At 52.5% G+C, this 19,018-nt stretch carries 25 protein-coding genes and 1 tRNA gene; 19 read left to right on the plus strand and 7 right to left on the minus strand.

Going from position 1 to position 19,018, the window contains the following annotated elements; all coding sequences use genetic code 11:
• Window positions 1-83: 83 nt before the first annotated feature.
• Entirely contained in the window at window positions 84-935 is an 852-nt protein-coding gene (locus tag CLV80_RS04530) for an SDR family oxidoreductase (RefSeq protein ID WP_106355276.1), read from the minus strand.
• Between the two features lie 107 nt (window positions 936-1,042).
• Here CLV80_RS04530 and CLV80_RS04535 point away from each other — a divergent pair, with 107 nt between their 5' ends.
• The 6 genes from CLV80_RS04535 (at window position 1,043) to ribD (ending at window position 4,432) form a co-directional block, all read left to right on the plus strand.
• A complete protein-coding gene (locus tag CLV80_RS04535; RefSeq protein ID WP_106355278.1) occupies window positions 1,043-1,432 on the plus strand; it encodes a winged helix-turn-helix transcriptional regulator in 390 nt (129 codons plus the stop codon).
• Window positions 1,433-1,522: 90 nt separating this feature from the next.
• The gene (locus tag CLV80_RS04540) at window positions 1,523-1,768 is read left to right on the plus strand and encodes a hypothetical protein (protein ID WP_133169749.1); all 246 of its coding nucleotides are present in this window, start codon (window positions 1,523-1,525) and stop codon (window positions 1,766-1,768) included.
• Window positions 1,769-1,814: 46 nt separating this feature from the next.
• Window positions 1,815-2,222: a secondary thiamine-phosphate synthase enzyme YjbQ gene (locus CLV80_RS04545; protein ID WP_106355282.1), complete on the plus strand. Its 408-nt coding sequence runs from the start codon at window positions 1,815-1,817 to the stop codon at window positions 2,220-2,222.
• A 10-nt stretch (window positions 2,223-2,232) separates the two neighbouring features.
• Window positions 2,233-2,748: a hypothetical protein gene (locus tag CLV80_RS04550; RefSeq protein ID WP_106355285.1), complete on the plus strand. Its 516-nt coding sequence runs from the start codon at window positions 2,233-2,235 to the stop codon at window positions 2,746-2,748.
• A 131-nt stretch (window positions 2,749-2,879) separates the two neighbouring features.
• Complete coding sequence (nrdR, locus tag CLV80_RS04555; RefSeq protein ID WP_106355287.1) at window positions 2,880-3,347, plus strand: transcriptional regulator NrdR; 468 nt, start codon at window positions 2,880-2,882, stop codon at window positions 3,345-3,347.
• A complete protein-coding gene (gene ribD, locus CLV80_RS04560; protein WP_279338291.1) occupies window positions 3,344-4,432 on the plus strand; it encodes a bifunctional diaminohydroxyphosphoribosylaminopyrimidine deaminase/5-amino-6-(5-phosphoribosylamino)uracil reductase RibD in 1,089 nt (362 codons plus the stop codon). Before nrdR ends, ribD begins: the two co-directional genes overlap by 4 nt.
• Here ribD and CLV80_RS04565 read toward each other — a convergent pair.
• Together CLV80_RS04565 and CLV80_RS04570 are read right to left on the minus strand one after the other, a co-directional pair.
• Complete coding sequence (locus CLV80_RS04565) at window positions 4,429-6,426, minus strand: capsule polysaccharide biogenesis protein (RefSeq protein ID WP_106355291.1); 1,998 nt, start codon at window positions 6,424-6,426, stop codon at window positions 4,429-4,431. The two genes, ribD and CLV80_RS04565, sit on opposite strands and share 4 nt — an antisense overlap.
• A 9-nt stretch (window positions 6,427-6,435) precedes the next feature.
• The gene (locus tag CLV80_RS04570) at window positions 6,436-7,710 is read right to left on the minus strand and encodes a capsule polysaccharide biogenesis protein (RefSeq protein WP_106355373.1); all 1,275 of its coding nucleotides are present in this window, start codon (window positions 7,708-7,710) and stop codon (window positions 6,436-6,438) included.
• A 129-nt stretch (window positions 7,711-7,839) separates the two neighbouring features.
• On the opposite strand from CLV80_RS04570, the gene CLV80_RS04575 reads away from it, so the two are divergent.
• From CLV80_RS04575 to nusB, 5 genes are all read left to right on the plus strand, one after another.
• A complete protein-coding gene (locus CLV80_RS04575) occupies window positions 7,840-8,436 on the plus strand; it encodes a riboflavin synthase (RefSeq protein ID WP_106355293.1) in 597 nt (198 codons plus the stop codon).
• On the plus strand, window positions 8,433-9,002 hold the full coding sequence (locus CLV80_RS04580; protein WP_243394413.1) for a hypothetical protein: 570 nt from the start codon (window positions 8,433-8,435) through the stop codon (window positions 9,000-9,002). Before CLV80_RS04575 ends, CLV80_RS04580 begins: the two co-directional genes overlap by 4 nt.
• A gap of 117 nt (window positions 9,003-9,119) precedes the next feature.
• Window positions 9,120-10,250 carry a 3,4-dihydroxy-2-butanone-4-phosphate synthase gene (gene ribB, locus CLV80_RS04585; protein ID WP_106355295.1) on the plus strand — a complete coding sequence of 377 codons (1,131 nt, stop codon included), beginning with the start codon at window positions 9,120-9,122 and terminating at the stop codon, window positions 10,248-10,250.
• Entirely contained in the window at window positions 10,250-10,789 is a 540-nt protein-coding gene (locus CLV80_RS04590; RefSeq protein WP_106355297.1) for a 6,7-dimethyl-8-ribityllumazine synthase, read from the plus strand. Before ribB ends, CLV80_RS04590 begins: the two co-directional genes overlap by 1 nt.
• A complete protein-coding gene (gene nusB / locus CLV80_RS04595) occupies window positions 10,786-11,253 on the plus strand; it encodes a transcription antitermination factor NusB (protein ID WP_106355299.1) in 468 nt (155 codons plus the stop codon). The genes CLV80_RS04590 and nusB overlap by 4 nt, the downstream gene beginning before the upstream one ends.
• On the opposite strand, the gene CLV80_RS04600 is transcribed toward nusB, so the two are convergent.
• The gene (locus tag CLV80_RS04600) at window positions 11,250-11,765 is read right to left on the minus strand and encodes a GNAT family N-acetyltransferase (RefSeq protein WP_243394415.1); all 516 of its coding nucleotides are present in this window, start codon (window positions 11,763-11,765) and stop codon (window positions 11,250-11,252) included. The genes nusB and CLV80_RS04600 overlap by 4 nt on opposite strands.
• 139 nt (window positions 11,766-11,904) lie before the next feature.
• On the opposite strand from CLV80_RS04600, the gene CLV80_RS04605 reads away from it, so the two are divergent.
• Window positions 11,905-12,462 (plus strand): HdeD family acid-resistance protein, encoded by a 558-nt coding sequence (locus tag CLV80_RS04605; RefSeq protein WP_106355301.1) that lies wholly within the window; start codon window positions 11,905-11,907, stop codon window positions 12,460-12,462.
• A gap of 224 nt (window positions 12,463-12,686) precedes the next feature.
• Here the strand turns inward: CLV80_RS04605 and CLV80_RS18385 are convergent, their stop codons facing one another.
• A complete protein-coding gene (locus CLV80_RS18385) occupies window positions 12,687-12,833 on the minus strand; it encodes a hypothetical protein (RefSeq protein ID WP_165793318.1) in 147 nt (48 codons plus the stop codon).
• A gap of 314 nt (window positions 12,834-13,147) precedes the next feature.
• Here CLV80_RS18385 and CLV80_RS04610 point away from each other — a divergent pair, with 314 nt between their 5' ends.
• Entirely contained in the window at window positions 13,148-13,606 is a 459-nt protein-coding gene (locus CLV80_RS04610; RefSeq protein WP_106355303.1) for an MmcB family DNA repair protein, read from the plus strand.
• Here the strand turns inward: CLV80_RS04610 and CLV80_RS04615 are convergent.
• Window positions 13,590-13,784 carry a DUF6324 family protein gene (locus CLV80_RS04615; protein ID WP_106355305.1) on the minus strand — a complete coding sequence of 65 codons (195 nt, stop codon included), beginning with the start codon at window positions 13,782-13,784 and terminating at the stop codon, window positions 13,590-13,592. The genes CLV80_RS04610 and CLV80_RS04615 overlap by 17 nt on opposite strands.
• Before the next feature lie 25 nt (window positions 13,785-13,809).
• Entirely contained in the window at window positions 13,810-14,013 is a 204-nt protein-coding gene (locus CLV80_RS04620) for a DUF6324 family protein (RefSeq protein ID WP_106355307.1), read from the minus strand.
• A 203-nt stretch (window positions 14,014-14,216) separates the two neighbouring features.
• Between CLV80_RS04620 and CLV80_RS04625 the strand changes: the two genes are divergently transcribed.
• The 6 genes from CLV80_RS04625 (at window position 14,217) to CLV80_RS04650 (ending at window position 18,899) form a co-directional block, all read left to right on the plus strand.
• Window positions 14,217-14,293, plus strand: a tRNA-His gene (locus CLV80_RS04625).
• Between the two features lie 130 nt (window positions 14,294-14,423).
• A complete protein-coding gene (locus CLV80_RS04630) occupies window positions 14,424-15,452 on the plus strand; it encodes an RluA family pseudouridine synthase (RefSeq protein ID WP_106355310.1) in 1,029 nt (342 codons plus the stop codon).
• Window positions 15,453-15,611: 159 nt separating this feature from the next.
• A complete protein-coding gene (rpoH, locus tag CLV80_RS04635; protein ID WP_106355312.1) occupies window positions 15,612-16,508 on the plus strand; it encodes an RNA polymerase sigma factor RpoH in 897 nt (298 codons plus the stop codon).
• Window positions 16,509-16,643: 135 nt separating this feature from the next.
• Window positions 16,644-17,612, plus strand: a complete 969-nt coding sequence (locus CLV80_RS04640) for a Gfo/Idh/MocA family protein (protein WP_106355314.1) — start codon at window positions 16,644-16,646, stop codon at window positions 17,610-17,612.
• An 11-nt stretch (window positions 17,613-17,623) separates the two neighbouring features.
• Window positions 17,624-17,902 carry a DUF4389 domain-containing protein gene (locus CLV80_RS04645; protein ID WP_106355316.1) on the plus strand — a complete coding sequence of 93 codons (279 nt, stop codon included), beginning with the start codon at window positions 17,624-17,626 and terminating at the stop codon, window positions 17,900-17,902.
• Window positions 17,903-17,906: 4 nt separating this feature from the next.
• Window positions 17,907-18,899, plus strand: a complete 993-nt coding sequence (locus tag CLV80_RS04650; RefSeq protein WP_165793319.1) for an alpha/beta hydrolase — start codon at window positions 17,907-17,909, stop codon at window positions 18,897-18,899.
• Window positions 18,900-19,018 lie beyond the last annotated feature (119 nt).

Consider the following 19,018-nt stretch of genomic DNA (forward strand, 5'->3'; position numbering starts at 1 on the left):
TGTGTTGCCAAAGATAACCAACAATCGCGCTGCAGGCCAAGGTGGAAACGGTGCGCAGCAGGATGCACCGTTTCCAGATTTTCTTAAGCGATGGATTTGAGTGTCACATCAATCGCGGTTGTCGGTCGCCCGATGAGAGCGGATAGTGTTTTACTGTCATTGAACAGCGCCCCATCGGCAGCCTTTGCATCACTGTCGGCAAGAATTGCGGCAAAGCCTTCGGGAAGCCCTGCGCCGACCAATGCTTGGGTGAATGCCTTTTCTGGCATGTTGGTGTAGTCGATTGATTTGCCCGTGGCGGATGACGCGGCCGCGGCATATTCTTCAAGGGTAAAGGCGTTGTCACCAGCAAGCTCCAGTACCTTTCCGTCGTGACTTCCGGCTAAGACGACTGCGGCTGCTTCGGCGTAATCGTTCCGTGTGGCAGTCGCGAATTTACCTGTGCCTGCCGCGCCAAAGTGCTGACCAAGTTCGATGTCTTGTGCCAAGGTCATTGTGATGTTTTCCGAGTACCAACCATTCCGTAGGAACGTGTGTGGCAGGCCGCTTGCGATGATCGCGGCTTCAGTTTCTTTGTGCTCTGACGCTAATGCCATCGGGCTGTTTTGCGCGTTCAGAATGGATGTGTATGCGATAAAGCCCACATTGGCGGTCTTTGCCGCATCAATCACGTTACCATGCTGACGTGCGCGTTCACCGACAGCAGATGATGAAATCAGGAGTAGCCGATCAACGCCTTTAAGCGCCGCCGTAAGGCTGTCAGCATTATCATAGTCGCCCAGTCTGGTTGCGATCCCTTTTGCCGCGAATGCTGCGGCCTGATCGTCTGAACGTACCAATGCAATGATGTCGGCGGCAGGCACGCGTGTGGCTAAGTGATCGACGACAAGCTGGCCAAGCTGCCCTGATGCGCCCGTTACAAGATATGTGCTCATTGGATTTTCCTTTGGTTTCGATTCGTGTATAGGTCTCACTTAGAGACTGCGTGTGAGCCTGAAAAGGAGGCAGTTTTTCATGCCTAGGTAACAAAAAGGGAACCTTCATGCGGGATTTGATGACGGATCGTATCGAGCAATGGAAGGCGCGGGGCTTTGACCCTAATAATTGTCCGGTGCGGATGGTTTTGGATCATGTGGCCGCGAAGTGGACATCTCTGATCTTGTTGGAACTTGAAAAAGAACCACAGCGGTTTAACGCACTTGGACGGGCTTTGCCTGATATTTCTAAGCGTATGCTGACGCAGTCCTTACGTGACCTTGAACGTGATGGCATGGTTCGTCGCAAGGTGTATGATACCAAGCCGCCCAGCGTTGAATACAGTCTAACAGATGTCGGGCTGTCGTTTATGGCACCGTTTTCTCAGCTGCTTGATTGGGCCGAGAAAAACCAATCGCAAATTCTAGCGGCACGATCTGGATACGATAAATCGTGATGTGCATCTGCGCGCAGCCCAAAGGCCGTTTGAGCAGATTGAATGCGCCCTGCGGAGAATTATTTGCGTCGTATCAAAGAGGATATTCTGATGCGACATTTCTACGCCCCGCCGCTTGCTGTTGTCATGGCCTTTGGTGTTGCTTCCGCGCTGCACGGATACGCGGTTGAACCCATGCCTGGTATGCTTGCGCAGATTAGCCCATCGTTGTTGAGTGAGATAACCCCGTCGTTGCCAGCGGATGTATGTGCGATGCCGATTTCCCCAGATACAGATAACGCGGAGACCGATGTGCTTGAAACCTGCCATGCAGTTCAAGGTGAAGCTGGATTTTAGCGGTGGCTGACTTGCGCCCAATGCGTTGAGCGCGCAATGTCAGTGGATGCAGACAACGTTTCAAATACAGACACACGGCCCTGGGCTTTATGAATTTACAAACAACGTAAGCAAATGGGTGCAGGGCACTGGGCTACTTACACTTTTCGTGCAACACACTTCGGCCAGCCTGCTTATTCAGGAAAATGCGGACCCCGAAGTGCGGGTGGATATGCAAAACTTTTTCCACCGATTGGTGCCGCCGACCTCTGATCCATCGATGGCTTATTTGACCCACACCTATGAAGGGCCGGATGATATGCCAGCACATATCAAAGCAGCGTTGTTACCCGTTCAGTTAAGTATTCCAGTGAGTGACGGGCGACTTGCCTTGGGAACGTGGCAGGGGATTTATTTATTTGAACATCGTGACCGACCGCATCTACGGCGTGTGGTTGCACATTTATCTACATAAGCGGGGGAATATGCGCGTTTCATCTATTGCGGTGTTGATCGTTGTGTCGGGCCCTGTCTTTGCTGGCTGCCCAATCGGGCAGAAAGAATTTATGTCCTGCAATATTGAAAATAGTCAAAATGTTCTGTCGGTTTGTTTTGATGACACCAGCGCATACTACAGCTTTGGGCTGCAAGGTCGTTTGCCAGATTTAGCATTGTCCGAACCTATAGAAACGATCAATTATACCCCATGGCCGGGTGTCGGGCGCGCGATATGGGAAAGTCTGACGTTTAGGAATGATGAATATAGCTATACCGTCGTTGCAGGTTTTGATCGTATGTTTGACGACGAAACAGAGGAAGATCACCCGACGCCGCATTTTGGTGAAGTTCAAGTGAAACGCGATGGCGAAACGTTGGTAAACCTTAACTGCGAACGCGGAAGTACAGCGTTTGCTTGGACACCTGAAATTTACGAAGCGAAAGAGGCCGCAGGGTATGAATGGGACGATCGGAATCGGCTGTGGTTCAAGACACAAGAGTGAGTCTGATGTGTCACGATTTTCCCCTCTATCTTGCGTCGTAAATTGCCCTCTACCCAAAACCTGCGTAGGTTCCTATAGTGCCTGTGGATAACTTGGGGCGTGACCCCAGCAGTAGCTGACAAGGACCGGACATGCGTTGCCCTTTTTGCGGAAATGTTGACACTCAAGTAAAAGATTCACGACCTGCCGAAGATCATTCGGCCATTCGCCGTCGCCGTTTGTGCCCAGCTTGTGGCGGACGGTTTACGACGTATGAACGTGTACAGTTGCGCGATTTGGTGGTGATTAAAACGAATGGCCGCCGTGAAGATTTTGATCGACCTAAACTGGAACGCTCTATTCGTATTGCTTTGCAAAAACGCCCGGTTGAACCGGACCGCATCGATCAGATGATTAGCGGTATCGTGCGCCGGCTTGAAAGCATGGGTGAAACCGATATTCCGTCGGGTACGATCGGTGAAATCGTCATGGAGAGCCTCGCGCGGATCGATACCGTGGCTTATGTGCGCTTTGCGAGTGTTTACAAAAACTTCCAAGCCGCGGATGATTTCGATAAATTCGTTAGCGAACTGCGCCCAGATAGTATTTCAGACGAGTGACTATAGAGACGGATGCCCGCTTTATGGCGCTTGCCCTGAATCTTGGGCGGCGTGGAATGGGTCGTGTGTGGCCGAACCCAGCCGTTGGTTGTGTCATTGTTAAGGATGGCGTGATCGTCGGGCGGGGGCGCACCGCTGACGGTGGTCGCCCTCATGCTGAAACGGTTGCGCTTGTACAGGCCGGTGAAAAGGCACGCGGTGCGACGGCATATGTTACGCTTGAGCCCTGTTCACACCATGGAAAAACGCCACCTTGCGCACATGCGTTGATTGACGCGGGCGTGTCGCGTGTGGTGGTCGCCTTGGGTGATCCCGATCCGCGTGTATCTGGCCGCGGTATTGCGATGCTACAAGATGCTGGGATTGAGGTCACAACTGATGTGCTTGCGGATCAAGCGGGCGATGACCATGCTGGCTTTCTGTCGCGTGTGACCCAAAACCGGCCTTATGTGACGCTAAAGCTTGCCGGGACACTTGATGGGCGTATTGCGACAGCGACAGGCGAAAGCCAATGGATCACCGGACCAGAGGCACGCCGCACTGTGCATATGATGCGCGCGCGCCATGATGCAGTGATGGTTGGCGCGGGGACAGTGCGTGCCGATGATCCGACACTTACGGTACGTGGGCTTGGAATTACCCGGCAGCCAGTGCGCGTCATAGTATCGCGTGGAATGAAAATTTCGGCGGATTGTGGTTTGGCGCAAACCGCGCGCGAGGTGCCGGTTTGGCTTTGCCACGGTAAGAATAGCGACCCCAAGCCGTGGACCGATTTGGGTGCCGTCAGTCTGCCTTGTGATGTGTCGTCTGGGCAGGTGGATCCACAGGCTGCAATGGCAGCACTATCAGATCAGGGGATTACGCGTGTGTTTTGCGAAGGTGGCGGAATGTTGGCCGCATCGCTGTTGAACGCTGGATTGGTTGATCGGCTGGTGGTGTTCACAGCGGGAATGGCGATCGGGGCTGAAGGCACACCATCGCTTGCTGCGATGGGCGTTGAAAGGCTGGCCTGCGCCCCACGGCTTTCACTTGAAGCGGTGCAGCCGTTAGGTGCCGATATCATGCATAGCTGGCGTCGGATTTAGCGGCGCCACAAAAACGCATAGCTGGCCAATAGTCCCTGTGCCTTTGCAAGGATACGGTTCATTCTGCCGGGGGGCGGAATGTCGTTGTTTTCAAGCCGATCAACGATCACCTCGACCGGGCAAGGTAAGCCGGTGATCGGGTCAAAATAACGTGGATACGCAATAAGCGTGGCATGTACCAACGCGACGATATCGACATGTGCGGTACGACGTGCGATTGGTAACGACCGGTCATCTGTTAGCCCCCAACCTGCGTAAAATGGCATGCCAAGGCAGGTTACCTTTTTGCCGCGCATCAATGCCTCGAACCCGATGAGCGATGTCATGGTCCAGACTTCGTCGACGTGATCAAGCGCCGCAATTGGATCGGTATCGGCTAAGATAATGTCGGCCCATTTCATAGCGTCGGGTAGTGCGCCAGGGCGCAGGCCCGTTTCGACATCGGGATGCGGTTTATAGGCGATGATGGCGGCAGGGTTGGCTTCGCGAGCGGCTTGTAGCAACGCCGCATTGCTGGCGATGTTTGTGCAGCCCTTTCTGATAGATGCATCATCTTCGACCTGACCGGGGACTAAAATTCGGCGCCCTTTTGGTAGGTCAATCGGTGCGGGTCGCGTCAGATTGTATTTTGATAGATGCGCGTCGATGATCCGTTGGATCAATGCTGCCGCACGCGCACGTTCGGTGTCGCGCAGGTTTTCTGACGCATTGATCAATGCTTCCAACCGGCTTGGCCGTGTTGCGTCATAGTAAATGCCCAGATCGTCAAGTACGAGGCTAAGCGGCGCAACAAGATCAGCGCCTAGCCCGCGAGACCGTAAGAACCCATCTTCGACCAATGTCGCGTCGGTTGCGCCTGTATTCGCCCATCGCAACAAGGGACGGTTTGCATTCGTCGCTTTGCGTGCTGCGTTTTTACCGCGTGTAAATATGACGCGTTTTTGGTCGCCAAATATTTTCTGAAGTGGCGCGCGTTTCCAAAGGCGCATGTCTGCGGCAACCCAGCCGTTGTTGTCTTCGCGCCATGCGCGTGCGGCTGCGGCAAGTGTGGCGGTGGCTTCTTCAAAGCTGCAGAGCCTATCGTGGAACGGATCGTACCAAGTTGGGTAGAGCAGCATGGCCCCCGCAAATAGCTGCGCTCGCGTCAGGTTGCGTTGGCGGCGTTGCAATGGCTTGCGATCATCGCTTAGCCCCCAACCCATATAAAATGGTTGCCCAAAGACAACCGGGCGATGGCCTGCGATGATGGCCTCAAATCCAAGCTGTGATGTGACCGTGTAAACAGCGATGGCACCTTCCAGCAGCGCCCATGGCGATATCGGATCGTCGCTGAGTGAGATGCGATAGTTGGTATCCTTTTCTCCAAAATACCCATCGCGGTGGCCTGCGGTCGTTTCTGGGTGCGTCTTAATGATGATCTTGGATGTGGGATGTTCGGTTTGCGCGTAAAACAACATCTCGCGAAAGGTGTTGCTATCGGCTCCGCTTGCTTTGATCGATGCATCTTTGCGTGTTTGATCAATGACCAAGACATAGCCGGGTTCGGGCGCTGGGTGCACCGGGTCAAAGCTGTTGTATTTCGAAAGATGTTCGTCCTTTAAGGTGTCAATTCCGGTCCGAGCACGATCGAGTAATGCAGTGTTGTCCAGCGGATGCTCTGACAAGATATGCTCAAGATCGGATGGTGTGCTTGGGTCAAAATGTACACCGCGTTGATCGATGTTCAACCCAATCGGGTCATCCCCGTCACGCCCAAGCCGAGCTGAACGTAAGAATGTGTCTTCGACGCGCAGGACTGGCGCATCTTTCAGTTGTGCAACGATTTCACCGCGCGGAGAGGTGGGGCTGTGCCCCCAGACCCCAACAAGATCACCATCTTTGGGCACACCAACACGAATGTCGTAACCCGCAAGTTCGACAATGCGGCGCACCCGCCCTTTGGTTAATAAACCGCCATTATAGACATATAGATTTTGACGAGAGATCTTAGGCATTGTTCATAATCACTTTGTAACAGCAGGCTGTGATTGCAGCGATGAAAGTACAGTCAGATCGTAGGGTCCATCTGGTGAAAGCATTGCGTCAACCACATGCCGCATTAATTGTCGTCGTCCTGTGACTGAATAAAAACCACCGGGTATCTGACTGGTCTCAAGTAAGAAACGGCGATAGTCGCGGTAGGCTGCTGTGTCGGGGCGGGTCGGGTTTGCAAAGAATTCCGCGATCGGTTGATCCGAAACGAATTCGGGCTTGCTATACACGGCGGTCCCAAATGCCTTTAACGGAATGCCGCGCCACAATGCTTGTTGGCCGGCAGTTGAATTCACGGTCACTGCGCTGCGTGCTTGATCCAATAGCGCCGCAAGCTTACCGCCGCGTACATAGTGCACGCGGTCGCTGATGCCGCGCCCTTCTGCCATTTCTTTGATCATTTGTCGTATTGGAGACTGCCCATTTTCCAATGGGTGGGCCTTAAAGACAAGGTGGTGGTGTGGCCGCGCGCCGTCGGCAAAGCCATCAATGACGACGCGCAAGAAGGATTCCATGTCATCAAAGTCAGAATGCGCCTGGAAACTTGCATCATGTTCAAGTTGGAGCAACGCGATGTGGAAGGGGTAGCTCGATTTTTTGATTCTGCGGGTTGCGATTTCGCGCTCTGCTGCGAAGTATGGCATCAACGCCAGCCGCTTCGAATAAAGAAGCGCCTCACGTCGAATGGCCAGCGCACGGTGTGGGCGAAAATGTGGGTATTTTCCGTTCCGAAACAAAATAAACCAATGATAAAGCGCGCCATAGAAAATGTGTTGGCGCATATCCCCCCAATGGGCAGGTGGAACTGGAATATCAGCACCTGTTCGCGCAAGACGTGACCGAATGTTTGCAATAGATAGCGCCATTAACTGCGAATACCCGTTGCTACCATTCCGTTCGTATGTGACCCAATAAGGACGCAGGTAGCCTTCCTCAAAGACGTGCACGCGTATGCCAGCATCTTTGGCTTGGCGTATGGCAATTGCGTGGGGTGGTCGGGTGTCGCCATAAACAACGATATCGGTAATGCTGTTGCTCATCAAAATATCAGCAAATGCATCCGGCCAAGCCGCTAAGTCACCGGTGAAAGGAATGTATCCGTCCGCGTGCCACCAAAATGCACGATCTCCGGCGTTGAAGCCAACCCGCTGAACGCCAGCACCCGCAGCGACGAGCATGCGCCCCAGCTGTCTGAAAAATGGCCCATGCGGCCCTTGTAGAAACAAAAAATTACGCTGTGTATTCATCATCCGCGTTATAGCGGGTTGCGCACTGCGTGGTAAGCATCAAACGGAGACGAAAAGGATAAAGCGCCAATGCTTGCCTGTCGTCATTCCAAGGGCTAGGTCATGATAAGACAAATAAAGGAATAACGCATGTTTACAGGGATTGTCACAGATATCGGTGAAATCATCACACTGGAACAACGCGGCGATCTAAGGGCGCGCATTGGCACTGGCTATGATGTCGCCGGGATCGATATCGGGGCTTCGATTGCGTGTAACGGTGTGTGTTTGACCGTGATCGCGTTAGGTGCTGACCCGCAGAACTGGTTTGATGTCGAAATTTCAGCCGAGACAGTCAGCGCTACAAATGTTGGGGAGTGGCTGGTTGGTAAACGGCTGAACCTGGAACGCGCGTTGAAGGTGGGCGACGAGTTAGGTGGGCACATCGTCTCTGGTCACGTTGATGGTGTCGCGCAGGTGATCAAAATTCGTGATGAAGGCGACAGTACACGTGTTACGTTTCGCGCACCCGGTAAGCTTGCTAAATTCATTGCGCCAAAGGGGTCAGTGGCCCTGAATGGCACGTCTTTGACCGTAAACGAAGTCGACGGAAGCGACTTTGGTATCAACTTCATTCCGCACACCAAGATTGCAACGACATGGGGTGATGTGGAAGAGGGTGACCTGATCAATATCGAGATCGACACGATGGCACGGTACGTGGCGCGTCTTAAGGAATACGAATGATGGCTGGTATCGGTCATAACTCGGGGCGAGTGGACGAACCCGGTCATAGTTGGCGCAAGCATGTTTGGACCAAGGCACGCAAAAACCTGATGCCAACTTTGCCAATCGAGGTGGTGCGGTTACGCGTTCGGCGCGCGACGCAGCTTGGGCTACCGTATAAGACATACGCAGGTATCCGTGCCAGTACTGGTCATGATCTGATTGGTTTTTTGTTTTCAAACAACGCGTTGCAAGTCATGCGCGATGGGCAGCCGATGCCAATAGCACGCGCAGATAAGCTAGGTGATCTTATTGCGGCGCAACGTATCGGGCTGGCCCATATTCCGGTGACACCAACGCATTTGACCAGCTTCCCGGAAATAGACCGCGCTTATGCCGCACCACGGTTTGACGGAACTTGGACAGATATGCGCGACCATCTACAAGTGGTGATTAAATCAGGAAAGCAGCCAGCAGATCGGTTTGTGTTGGTCGGTGATACTGGGTTTGAGCGTGATTGGAGCGAGGCTGCCAAGCTGGCGGGATATCTTCCCGCTGACGCCTTTTTCATAGGGCGGGTGGGTTAAAACCCACCCTACGTTACGGCGTGCGCCGTGACGTCGTAGGGTGGATCTCGATCCACCGCCCTTTTAAAAGCGATACGGCTGCTCTATTTGCTCTGTATCATATATTCGAGGATCCGCATGAGCCAGACATTCGAGACACCCGGCCCAATCGAGCGTGATTGGTCTGACGCGATTAGCAAGATCGAAGACATTATCGACGATGCACGGAATGGCCGTATGTTCGTGCTGGTCGATCACGAAGATCGCGAAAACGAAGGTGATCTTGTGATCCCGGCCCAGATGGCCACACCTGATGCGATCAACTTTATGGCAAAACACGGCAGAGGCCTTATTTGTCTCACGTTGCCGGGCGCGCGTATTGATGCGCTTGGCTTGCCGCTTATGGCGTCGCATAATTCTTCGCGCCACGAAACTGCTTTTACGGTCAGTATCGAAGCCCGCGAAGGCGTGAGCACAGGTATTTCGGCCCATGACCGCGCCCGTACTGTCGCGACGGCGATTGACGCATCGAAAGGTGCGGCTGATATCGCGACACCCGGCCACGTGTTCCCGCTGCGTGCCCGCGAGGGCGGCGTTTTGGTTCGTGCAGGCCATACTGAAGCCGCTGTTGATATTTCACGGCTTGCCGGTTTGAACCCATCGGGTGTGATCTGCGAAATTATGAAGGAAGATGGCGAAATGGCCCGACTTCCCGATTTGGTCGCATTTGCACAGCTGCATGGGCTGAAAATTGGAACGATAAGCGATTTGATCGCCTATCGTCGTCGGCATGACAATCTAGTCCGTGTTCGCGACGTGAAGAAAATTCACTCAGAATTTGGCGGCGACTGGGAGATGCGTATTTACACTGATGAAACGCAAGGGGCCGAACACATCGCACTGGTGAAGGGGGACATCACGTCCGAAGAACCCGTTTTGGTACGGATGCATGCGCTAGACCCGATGCTTGATATAGTGGGCGCTGGGCCGACCGGACGTCGCAACGAATTTGGTGATGCGATGAATGCGATCGCTGCCGAAGGCCGCGGTGCTTTGGTTCTGTTACGAGATCTGCACATGCAGATTGATCTTGACGAAGAAACATCGCCGCAGACTTTGCGTCAATATGGGCTAGGCGCGCAAATCCTTAGCTCGCTTGGCTTGCATGAAATTGAACTGCTGACGAATTCACCAATGCCCAAAGTGGTTGGGCTTGATGCTTATGGTCTGGAAATTACAGGCACACGCAAAATATCGGAGATCGGATAATGGCTGGACCATCACACTACATCATGCCGCTGCCAGAGTTTGAAAAACCGGTGAAAATCCTGATTGTGGCTTCGCCATATTATAAAGATATTTCGGACAATCAGATTGCGGGTGCAAAGGCGGAAATCGAAAAGACTGGGGCAGCTTGGGAAATTGTTGAAGTTCCAGGTGCGTTGGAAATTCCTACCGCCATCGGTATCGCTGAACGGCTAAGCAATTTTGACGGCTACGTCGCGTTGGGCTGTGTCATCCGCGGTGAAACCACCCACTATGATACTGTATGTAATGACAGTTCACGGGCAATTCAGTTGTTGGGATTACAGGGTGTTTGTATTGGAAACGGTATCCTGACTGTTGAAAACCGTGATCAAGCCGTTGTGCGTGCAGACCCTGCCCAGATGAATAAAGGTGGCGGAGCAGCCGCTGCGGCCTTGCACCTTATCGCGCTCGCCCGTAAATGGGGCGAATCCGACAAACCGGTGGGCTTTACACAGGAAATTCTGCTGGCTGGTAACACAGGTGGCAAAACATCAGCATGACCATTTCGAACAACCAACTTCGCAAAATGAAATCCGCTGCACGGTTCTATGCCGTGCAAGCGTTGTTCCAGATGGAAGCCTCTGGGCAGACTGTGGATCAAGTGATCCGTGAGTTTGAAGATCACCGATTCGGCGCCACATACGATGACGCCGAAATGATCGAGGGTGATCTGAAAACCTTTCGTGGCCTGATGGAAGGCGCCGTAAACGAGCAAGCTGCAATCGACCAGATGACAGACCGTGCGCTCGTTGCAAAATGGCCAATCGCGCGGATTGACCCAACATGGCGGGCGCTGTTTCGTGCTGCAGGTGCCGAGCTGAAGAAAGCGCAAACGCCTCCTAAGGTCGTGATCAGCGAATTTGTCGCTGTATCCGAAGCATTTTCGCACGACGGTAAGGAACCAAAGTTCGTAAATGCTGTGCTTGACCACATGGCACGCGAGGCGCAGCCGGAAAAATTCTAGGCTGGTTTGCTTTTTTCATAATACGCACATGGAACATCGTAGTGGGTTTGAATGCCAACATATGTCATTCCCAACCTTTGCATTACCTGTTGTGAAGCGATGTTCTTTGGGTCTGCGACTGCACAAATGTAGTCAACACCGACGCGATGAAATCCAAAATCCATCGCAGCTTGACCAGCCTCGGTTGCGTATCCCTTACCTTGATAAGGTGGGATAAGACGCCAGCCAATTTCTAAGGGTGCATCTTCTTTATGCGCGAGGTGCTGGAGGCAGGCTGCACCGATGACGATATCGGTGTCCTTTAAAAGAACAGTCCACCAACTATACCCATGCGTCACCCAGCGGCGTTGAATCCGCGTGATACCTTCTTCAGTTTTCTCGCGCGATTGTGGCCCGCCGAGAAAATGCATGACGTCGGGGTTGGAATTCATCACGAACAGTCCGTCAGCGTGTTTGGGTGCGAATGGTGTCATAAATAGACGTGTGGTCGATATGGTTTGACTGCGCCGCATGGTGTCGATCCTTGTTGACGTGTGTCCACAAATTCTACGATCTCGGCTGTATCGCCGCATCAACTTTTGGTGGTCGGCGGGCGAGGACTTGAAGTTCGATGGCTTTCACCACAGCTTAACTATGTAAAGGAGAGCGATCATGTCTAATATCGATCAACAACCGCCTGAAGTTATTGAGGCCGTCCGCAAGTTCAGAGGCCAGTTTCGAACGACTGGCATTGTGTTGATTGTTTTAGGTGCGCTGGCAATTCTTTTTCCACTCGTATTTTCGATTGCTGCGAAAGTGCTGCTGGGTTGGGTTTTCCTGCTCACAGGCGGTGCGCTCCTATATCATGCCTTTCAGGCGAAACGCTGGGAATCAGCGATCTGGAGCGGGCTGATCGCGGTGCTTCATTTGGCGTTGGGTGTGTACATGGCGCTTTTCGCGCTTAACGGTTTGGTTGGGCTGACATTTCTTGTCGGGGTCGTTTTCTTGCTACAGGGCGGCGTTGAAGGGATGATTGCGATGCAACACAGGCACAAAACGGGTTGGGGTTGGTTGGCGCTGAATGGCGCAATTACCCTTTTTCTTGGCCTTGTCTTGATTGCGGGTTTGCCGGGCACCGCACTTTGGGCAATTGGGCTACTGCTGGGGATCAATTTTCTGACCACAGGTGTCGCTTTTGTGGCGTTAGCAGGCAGCGTGTCTGAAAAGTGATAGGCAAAGGTGGCGGGAACCGCTGCATCCGTAAAGGTAACTAATCCTGAGGACCTGTATGTACAGGTGGGTGCCAGGTAAACTAACCAGGGTCAGAACAGAGCCAGCCCCCTAGGATTTGCTTAAGGCCGCTGGATTTGTACCCGTGACAACGAGAAGAGCAGAAGCCCGCCGAGGCAACAGGTAGGGTTGATTGGGGGGCAGGGCAAGTGGTTCGCGTCAGTTTATTCTTCAACGTCGCCTTTGATTAGCCACCCGTTAGGGCCGACCATCTCAATCGGTGCGTATGCAAGCAGCAAGCGTTCCGCGAAGCCAACCATCAAAAGAGCCATTGATACTTCATAGACGGTAATTCCGTGAAAAAGTGACATGGTAAGCTCCTTTGAAAACTATCTTATACCTAACGGCCAAAGCAGTCGAAAAAGTGACGTTTCAGGGGAAAACTGAACTCTGATCTTACGTCAATCGCCACATTTGGAACATAAACGTGGTCGTTTGTTAAATGTTTGCCTCGGCGATATTTCGCTTAGTGTTTGGTTTGTAAAGACAAATGCCAGTATGTTGCTAATAAAGCGTTAAATCGCCGTATTTGTTGATGATGTTTCACAGTTGGGCGTGGCGCAAATGACCTATGTAATGAAAAAAGTGAATTGATTTTTGTTCACTTATTGTTCACATTTGACGAATGTCTGATATCTTAACGCAGAATGACTTAATGCCTGGCCAGTTGCTGGCGCGTGGGGTTTGTCGTCATTTGTATAGTTACGACTTTGTGAGCGTTGAAGAGTTCGTCCCGACATCCGGACGAAGGGTCGATGTCATGGGGTTGGGACCAAAGGGTGAAATTTGGATCATTGAATGCAAATCGAGCCGCGCCGATTTGCAGTCTGACAAAAAGTGGCAGGGGTATCTGGAATGGTGTGACCGGTTCTTTTGGGCTGTCGACAGCGGTTTTCCTGCGGACTTATTGCCTGACGATACCGGGCTTATTATTGCGGACGGCTATGGCGCGGAAATCATACGGATGGGGCCGCAAGTAAAACTTGCGCCCGCGAGACGTAAGGTGCTTTTGCAGAAATTTGCGCGCCATGCTGCGTTGCGCGCGTTGGCCGCGCGCGACTCAGGGTTTACCCGCCCTTTTTGACGGCACGCGCCGCTATTGTTGCTGCGCGAATTTCTTCTGCGATTTCTTCTGCTTCCTCTGGATCAAAATCCATCGGAATTTCAACGCCGTTGGCTTCAATGAAAATACGTACCATACCGTGGTCAGTCGGACCGATCTGCATGTTGGCTTCGATGTCGCGTTCGCTATTGATACCCATTTAGGCCCCCTGTTTATGGGTTTTTCTACATGGGCAGCGGTGTCATTGGCAATAGGATCAAGCCAATAGTTGCAACACGAATTTCTTCCGCGATCTCGGCGGCTTCTTCCGGCCCGAAATCCAACGGGATTTCAATGCCGCCGGCTTCGACGGAAATACGGACCTTGCCTTGCTCTGTTTGCCCGATCTGCATGCTCGCTTCAATATCGTGCCTGTAGTTGATACCCATCTCGGTCCCCTTCTTTGTAACGGTTTACTACAGAGGCAGCCACTTATGTGGCAATTGGGTTAAATGAATAGATTTCTAGCCATATGGTTTGCTGGTTTTCTCATTTGGGTATGTTTCAGTTTGCGATTAGTTCGGAAAACACAAAGGAATTCCGAGTTGAGGGTATTGCATTCAATCTTCGGTGCCGCTAAATGACCCGCAATGCCGCCTTAGCTCAGTTGGTTAGAGCACTGGTTTGTGGAACCAGGGGTCCCCCGTTCAAGCCGGGGAGGCGGTACCATTCTCAAATTTAGCTAAATTTGAGCACGGCGTAGCGCACTTGCTATTTGTCTGCCAATCCAGCAAACCCCAAAACTTGATCCGCCAGCCGAGTTGGTGGTCGTATTTTTGAACGCGAGAGCCGAGCTGCCATGTCTGATGTGATTTCCTTTGTTATTCAAGCATCCCCACCGCCGCGTTTGGATAAAGCATTGGGGCGTGATGTGCCCGATGATGCATCACTCAGCCGGTCTCGTTTAGCAAAACTGATCGCAGAAGGTGCAGTCACCGTTGATGGTCGCGTTGTAACTGATCCGCGGCACCGTGTGGCTGAAGGCGCACAGGTTGCTGTCAGCGTGGAGATTGCCCAAGAGAGCCATATCGTTGGCGAGGACATCCCGCTTGAAGTTGTCTTTGAAGATGATGATTTGATCGTGGTGAATAAACCGTCCGGTATGGTTGTTCACCCGGCGCCTGGTACGCCGAGCGGTACATTGGTGAACGCGCTGATCCATCATTGCGGTGACAGCTTGTCTGGGGTCGGCGGCATGAAACGCCCGGGCGTCGTGCACCGCATTGATAAAGAAACGACCGGTCTTCTCGTTGCGGCAAAAACGGATCGTGCGCATCATCACCTTGCCGCACAATTCGCAGCGCACACGGTTGAGCGCCGCTATCTAGCTGTCTGCTATGGTGTGCCTGACGCGAATGATCCGCGTTTGCGCGGGATCAAGGGAACATCGTTTGAGCCGGGCAATATCTTAAAGGTGCAGACGTTCTTGGGCCGTCACAAGGCTGACCGTCAGCGCCAGGCTGTTTCGTTTACCACCGGTCGTCATGCTGTTACGCGTTCGCGTATCGTTGCGCCGTTGGGTGCACCAGCATGCGTTGCATTGATCGAATGCTGGCTGGAAACGGGCCGCACCCATCAGATTAGGGTTCATTTGGCACATTGTGGTCATTCGCTCGTTGGCGATCCTGTTTACGGTGGACGGCGCAAACTGTCGCCAAAGGCTGTGGGGGATGCCGGCGTGGCTGCGGTGGCGGGCTTTGGGCGTCAGGCGCTGCATGCCGCGACCCTTGGTTTTGAGCATCCGGTAACTGGTGAATTCATGCAGTTCGAGGCTGGTTTGCCCGAAGATATGCAGGCTTTGCTTGCAGCGCTTGGGTATCAGGGCTGAAATATTCAGTCCCATGTGCGTGAGTGCACGTAAAACGCTCTCGCAATGCTAAACTGATCGGTTCATATTGAATTCACAGAAAATTGGTGCGTAGACTTGAAACGCTACGTCAACGTCACCATATCCATGTTAAGCCTTTAAACATAGGAGGGCACGACAGTGAGCAACTATAAGAATTTACCAGCACCAACCCCAGAGGGTGGTCTGAACCGTTACATGCAAGAAATCCGCAAGTTCCCGATGTTGGAGCCTGAGGAAGAATATATGCTGGCAAAGCGCTGGGTGGATCATGAAGACACCAAAGCCGCGCACAAGATGGTCACATCACACCTGCGATTGGCTGCTAAAATTGCCATGGGATACCGTGGATACGGGTTACCGCAAGCAGAGGTGATTTCCGAAGCCAACGTTGGTCTTATGCAAGCCGTGAAACGTTTTGACCCTGAAAAGGGCTTCCGTTTGGCGACCTATGCGATGTGGTGGATTCGTGCTTCTATTCAGGAATATATCCTGCGTTCATGGTCGTTGGTCAAACTTGGTACGACGTCAGCACAGAAAAAGCTGTTCTTTAACCTCCGCAAAGCCAAAAATCGGATTGGCGCGTTGGAAGACGGTGATCTGCGTCCTGAAAACGTAAAGCGGATCGCGACAGACCTTGGTGTGACCGAGGACGAAGTGATTTCTATGAACCGCCGGATGTCTGGTGGTGATGCGTCACTGAACGCGCAGGTTGGGTCTGATGGCGAAGGCACCATGCAGTGGCAGGATTGGCTTGAGGACGAAAGCGCGAACACGGCAGGGGACTACGAAGCACATGATGAACTAGATGTGCGTCGCGAGCTTCTTGCTGAGGCGATGGAAGTGTTGAATGACCGTGAAAAGGACATCTTGGTGCAGCGCCGTCTGTCTGATGAAACGATCACGCTTGAAGATCTAAGCGGTCAATATGACGTAAGCCGCGAGCGCATTCGTCAGATTGAAGTGCGTGCCTTTGAGAAACTGCAAACGAAAATGCAGGAGCTCGCCAAAGAAAAGGGTATGCTGGAAACAGCGTAACCTTTGTCGTCAGCTGAAAAATATTATGTTCCCGTCAGAGTATTTTTGGCGGGGATATTTTTTGTAAAATCACAAAGCTGACGCTTTCCCTTTGGTCAGGCTTGGCGCTAACATCGCCCCGAAGAGGAGAGTTTTATGACACCAATCCGTTGGGGCGTTTTGGGCGCTGCGAATTTTGCATTAAACCACATGGCCCCGGCTATCCATGCCGCGAAAGGCGCCGCTTTTACTGCGCTTGCAACGTCGAGCCCTGCGAAAGCAAAGCCGTTTAAAGCGTTCGCGCCTGATTTGCGTGTCCACGATAGCTATGACGCGTTATTGGCTGACCCGGAAATTGACGCAGTCTATATTCCGTTGCCAAATCACCTTCATGTTGAGTGGACGATCAAGGCGCTGGAGGCTGGCAAGCACGTGTTATGTGAAAAGCCGATTGCGCTGTCGGATGCGGACTTTGACGCGATGATTGCCGCACGCGACAAAGCAGGCAAGCTGGCCGCCGAAGCGTTTATGATTGTACACCACCCGCAGTTTCAGCGGGCGCAGCAGCTTGTGCAGGGCGGTGCGATTGGCGATCTGAAACATGTGGACGCAGCGTTTACATTCTTTAACGACGATATGGATAATATCCGAAACCAAGCTGATAAAGGTGGGGGCGGGCTGCGTGATATTGGGGTTTATACATTTGGTTCAACGCGGTTTGTGACAGGGCAAGAACCGGATCAGATACCTTATGCGAAGCTGCGCCTTGAAAACGGTGTTGATACCTTTGCACAGGTCGCCGCAGATTTCTCGACGTTCACGTATTCCGCAATGGTATCGATACGGATGTTCAATCGCCAGCAGGTTACATTCCACGGTGAAAAAGGCGTTCTAGAGTTAAGTTGCCCATTTAATGCGAATGTCTTTGATCAGGCAGAGCTGACGCTTGCGGTTGATGGTACGACCGTCACAACCGAACGTTGGCCGGGTGTAAACCATTATGTGTTGCAGGTCGAAAACTTCTGTAATTCTGTTCGGGATGGCACTGATTATCCATGCCCTCTTGAGTTTTCACGTGGAACGCAAAAGATGATGGATATGGTATTCGCCGCTGGCGATAAGTAGGAGAGAAGGGCATGCCCGAAGAAAAAAGCGCTGGATCTGAAACAGATTTTGAAAGCATTTGGCTACGTTTGGTGCATATGATCATCATTGCGGTTCTCATGAGTATGGCAAGTTCACTGCTGGGCTTGCTGACCGTCGCGCAATTCGTGATCATGCTGTTTAAGAAGCGTGAACCAAATGATCAGTTGGCCGAAATCGGGACAACGATGGGCGTTTGGATGGCGAAAGCTGCGCGTTATCAGGTTGCCGCAAGTGAGGTTAAGCCGTGGCCTTGGACTGAATTGGATTAAGCTCTTGTCGCGCATATATTTCGCCATCGTGGGGTTGGCGATGGTGGCGTGCACCCGTCCATACGATATTACTGTTGTTCCGGGCGTGTCTGGAGCAATAGTTGAAACGATTTACGTTGCTACGCAACAAACGCCGTCGGTCGTCGGGGCGTTTTCTTACAATGATCGTATTACACAGCCGCAATTCGCCCGCGTTGACGTAACCATCCCATCGACACATGCCCCAGGTCGCATTGAAACTGCACATGATGTGGGGGGTGGTTTCACGATGGCCAGCTATCGACCGAAAAGTCAGGCTGAGTATATCGAGGGCCTCGCCGCTGCACCCGGTGATGAGATTTTGCTGTTCATGCACGGATATAACTCGACCACAACCGAGGCTGTTTTTCGACTTGCGCAGATTGGTTACGACTTTGACATTGCCGGGGTAAAGTCTGTGTTTTCATGGGCGTCCGCCGCGTCACCCAGTGCATATGTTTATGATCGCGATAGCATTTTATTTGCGCGCGATGATCTGACACAGTTATTGACTGCCGTGTCGCGCGGTTCTGACAAGCGGATCACGCTTCTTGCGCATTCGATGGGGGCACAGCTCACGATGGAGGCGATGCGCCAGCTCGCAATCTCGGGGGATGATCATGTGCTTGCTGACATTGAGACTGTGATTCTCTTATCGCCGGATATCGATCCAGATATATTTCGACGGCAAGTCGAGGTGATCGGTGATCGCGACAATCCTTATGTAATCCTAACGAGCGGCACCGACAGGGCGCTGCGCCTATCATCGTTTTTGATCGGCGGGCGATCCAAGGTGGGGCAGTTAGATGCCGCCCGCGATGTTGAGGGGCTAAATGTTATCATGGTTGATTTGACCGACGTGAGTGACGGCGGGCATGGCGACCATATGGTCGCTGCGACATCACCCAGCGCGATCAATTTACTACGTCAGATATCCAGTAAAGACATGTTGGTTCAAAGCGGTCTTTTACTTGAGTGAATTGCAAGGCCTGAAATATGGGGCGTAAACGCGGTTTAGACCCCACCTATACGGCGTAGTTCCACGGCAGCAGTTGATCGATATGCTTCTGCTTGTGGCCGTTGACGATGGCAGTGAGG

The organism is Yoonia maritima, assembly GCF_003003285.1.
In the GTDB taxonomy this organism is placed as follows: Bacteria; Pseudomonadota; Alphaproteobacteria; order Rhodobacterales; family Rhodobacteraceae; genus Yoonia; species Yoonia maritima.

Bases quoted from the DNA above. Each gene is read 5' to 3' on its own strand.
- CLV80_RS04565 (WP_106355291.1), bottom strand. From the start codon at position 6,426: ATGCCTAAGATCTCTCGTCAAAATCTATATGTCTATAATGGCGGTTTA.
- CLV80_RS04610 (WP_106355303.1), top strand. From the start codon at position 13,148: ATGTCTGATATCTTAACGCAGAATGACTTAATGCCTGGCCAGTTGCTG.
- CLV80_RS18385 (WP_165793318.1), bottom strand. From the start codon at position 12,833: ATGTCACTTTTTCACGGAATTACCGTCTATGAAGTATCAATGGCTCTT.
- CLV80_RS04630 (WP_106355310.1), top strand. From the start codon at position 14,424: ATGTCTGATGTGATTTCCTTTGTTATTCAAGCATCCCCACCGCCGCGT.
- CLV80_RS04550 (WP_106355285.1), top strand. From the start codon at position 2,233: ATGCGCGTTTCATCTATTGCGGTGTTGATCGTTGTGTCGGGCCCTGTC.
- CLV80_RS04640 (WP_106355314.1), top strand. From the start codon at position 16,644: ATGACACCAATCCGTTGGGGCGTTTTGGGCGCTGCGAATTTTGCATTA.
- nrdR (WP_106355287.1), top strand. From the start codon at position 2,880: ATGCGTTGCCCTTTTTGCGGAAATGTTGACACTCAAGTAAAAGATTCA.
- CLV80_RS04645 (WP_106355316.1), top strand. From the start codon at position 17,624: ATGCCCGAAGAAAAAAGCGCTGGATCTGAAACAGATTTTGAAAGCATT.
- nusB (WP_106355299.1), top strand. From the start codon at position 10,786: ATGACCATTTCGAACAACCAACTTCGCAAAATGAAATCCGCTGCACGG.
- CLV80_RS04600 (WP_243394415.1), bottom strand. From the start codon at position 11,765: ATGCGGCGCAGTCAAACCATATCGACCACACGTCTATTTATGACACCA.
- CLV80_RS04545 (WP_106355282.1), top strand. From the start codon at position 1,815: ATGCAGACAACGTTTCAAATACAGACACACGGCCCTGGGCTTTATGAA.
- CLV80_RS04570 (WP_106355373.1), bottom strand. From the start codon at position 7,710: ATGAATACACAGCGTAATTTTTTGTTTCTACAAGGGCCGCATGGGCCA.
- CLV80_RS04615 (WP_106355305.1), bottom strand. From the start codon at position 13,784: ATGGGTATCAATAGCGAACGCGACATCGAAGCCAACATGCAGATCGGT.
- CLV80_RS04580 (WP_243394413.1), top strand. From the start codon at position 8,433: ATGATGGCTGGTATCGGTCATAACTCGGGGCGAGTGGACGAACCCGGT.
- CLV80_RS04575 (WP_106355293.1), top strand. From the start codon at position 7,840: ATGTTTACAGGGATTGTCACAGATATCGGTGAAATCATCACACTGGAA.
- CLV80_RS04605 (WP_106355301.1), top strand. From the start codon at position 11,905: ATGTCTAATATCGATCAACAACCGCCTGAAGTTATTGAGGCCGTCCGC.
- CLV80_RS04590 (WP_106355297.1), top strand. From the start codon at position 10,250: ATGGCTGGACCATCACACTACATCATGCCGCTGCCAGAGTTTGAAAAA.
- CLV80_RS04535 (WP_106355278.1), top strand. From the start codon at position 1,043: ATGCGGGATTTGATGACGGATCGTATCGAGCAATGGAAGGCGCGGGGC.
- ribB (WP_106355295.1), top strand. From the start codon at position 9,120: ATGAGCCAGACATTCGAGACACCCGGCCCAATCGAGCGTGATTGGTCT.
- CLV80_RS04620 (WP_106355307.1), bottom strand. From the start codon at position 14,013: ATGGGTATCAACTACAGGCACGATATTGAAGCGAGCATGCAGATCGGG.
- CLV80_RS04540 (WP_133169749.1), top strand. From the start codon at position 1,523: ATGCGACATTTCTACGCCCCGCCGCTTGCTGTTGTCATGGCCTTTGGT.
- CLV80_RS04530 (WP_106355276.1), bottom strand. From the start codon at position 935: ATGAGCACATATCTTGTAACGGGCGCATCAGGGCAGCTTGGCCAGCTT.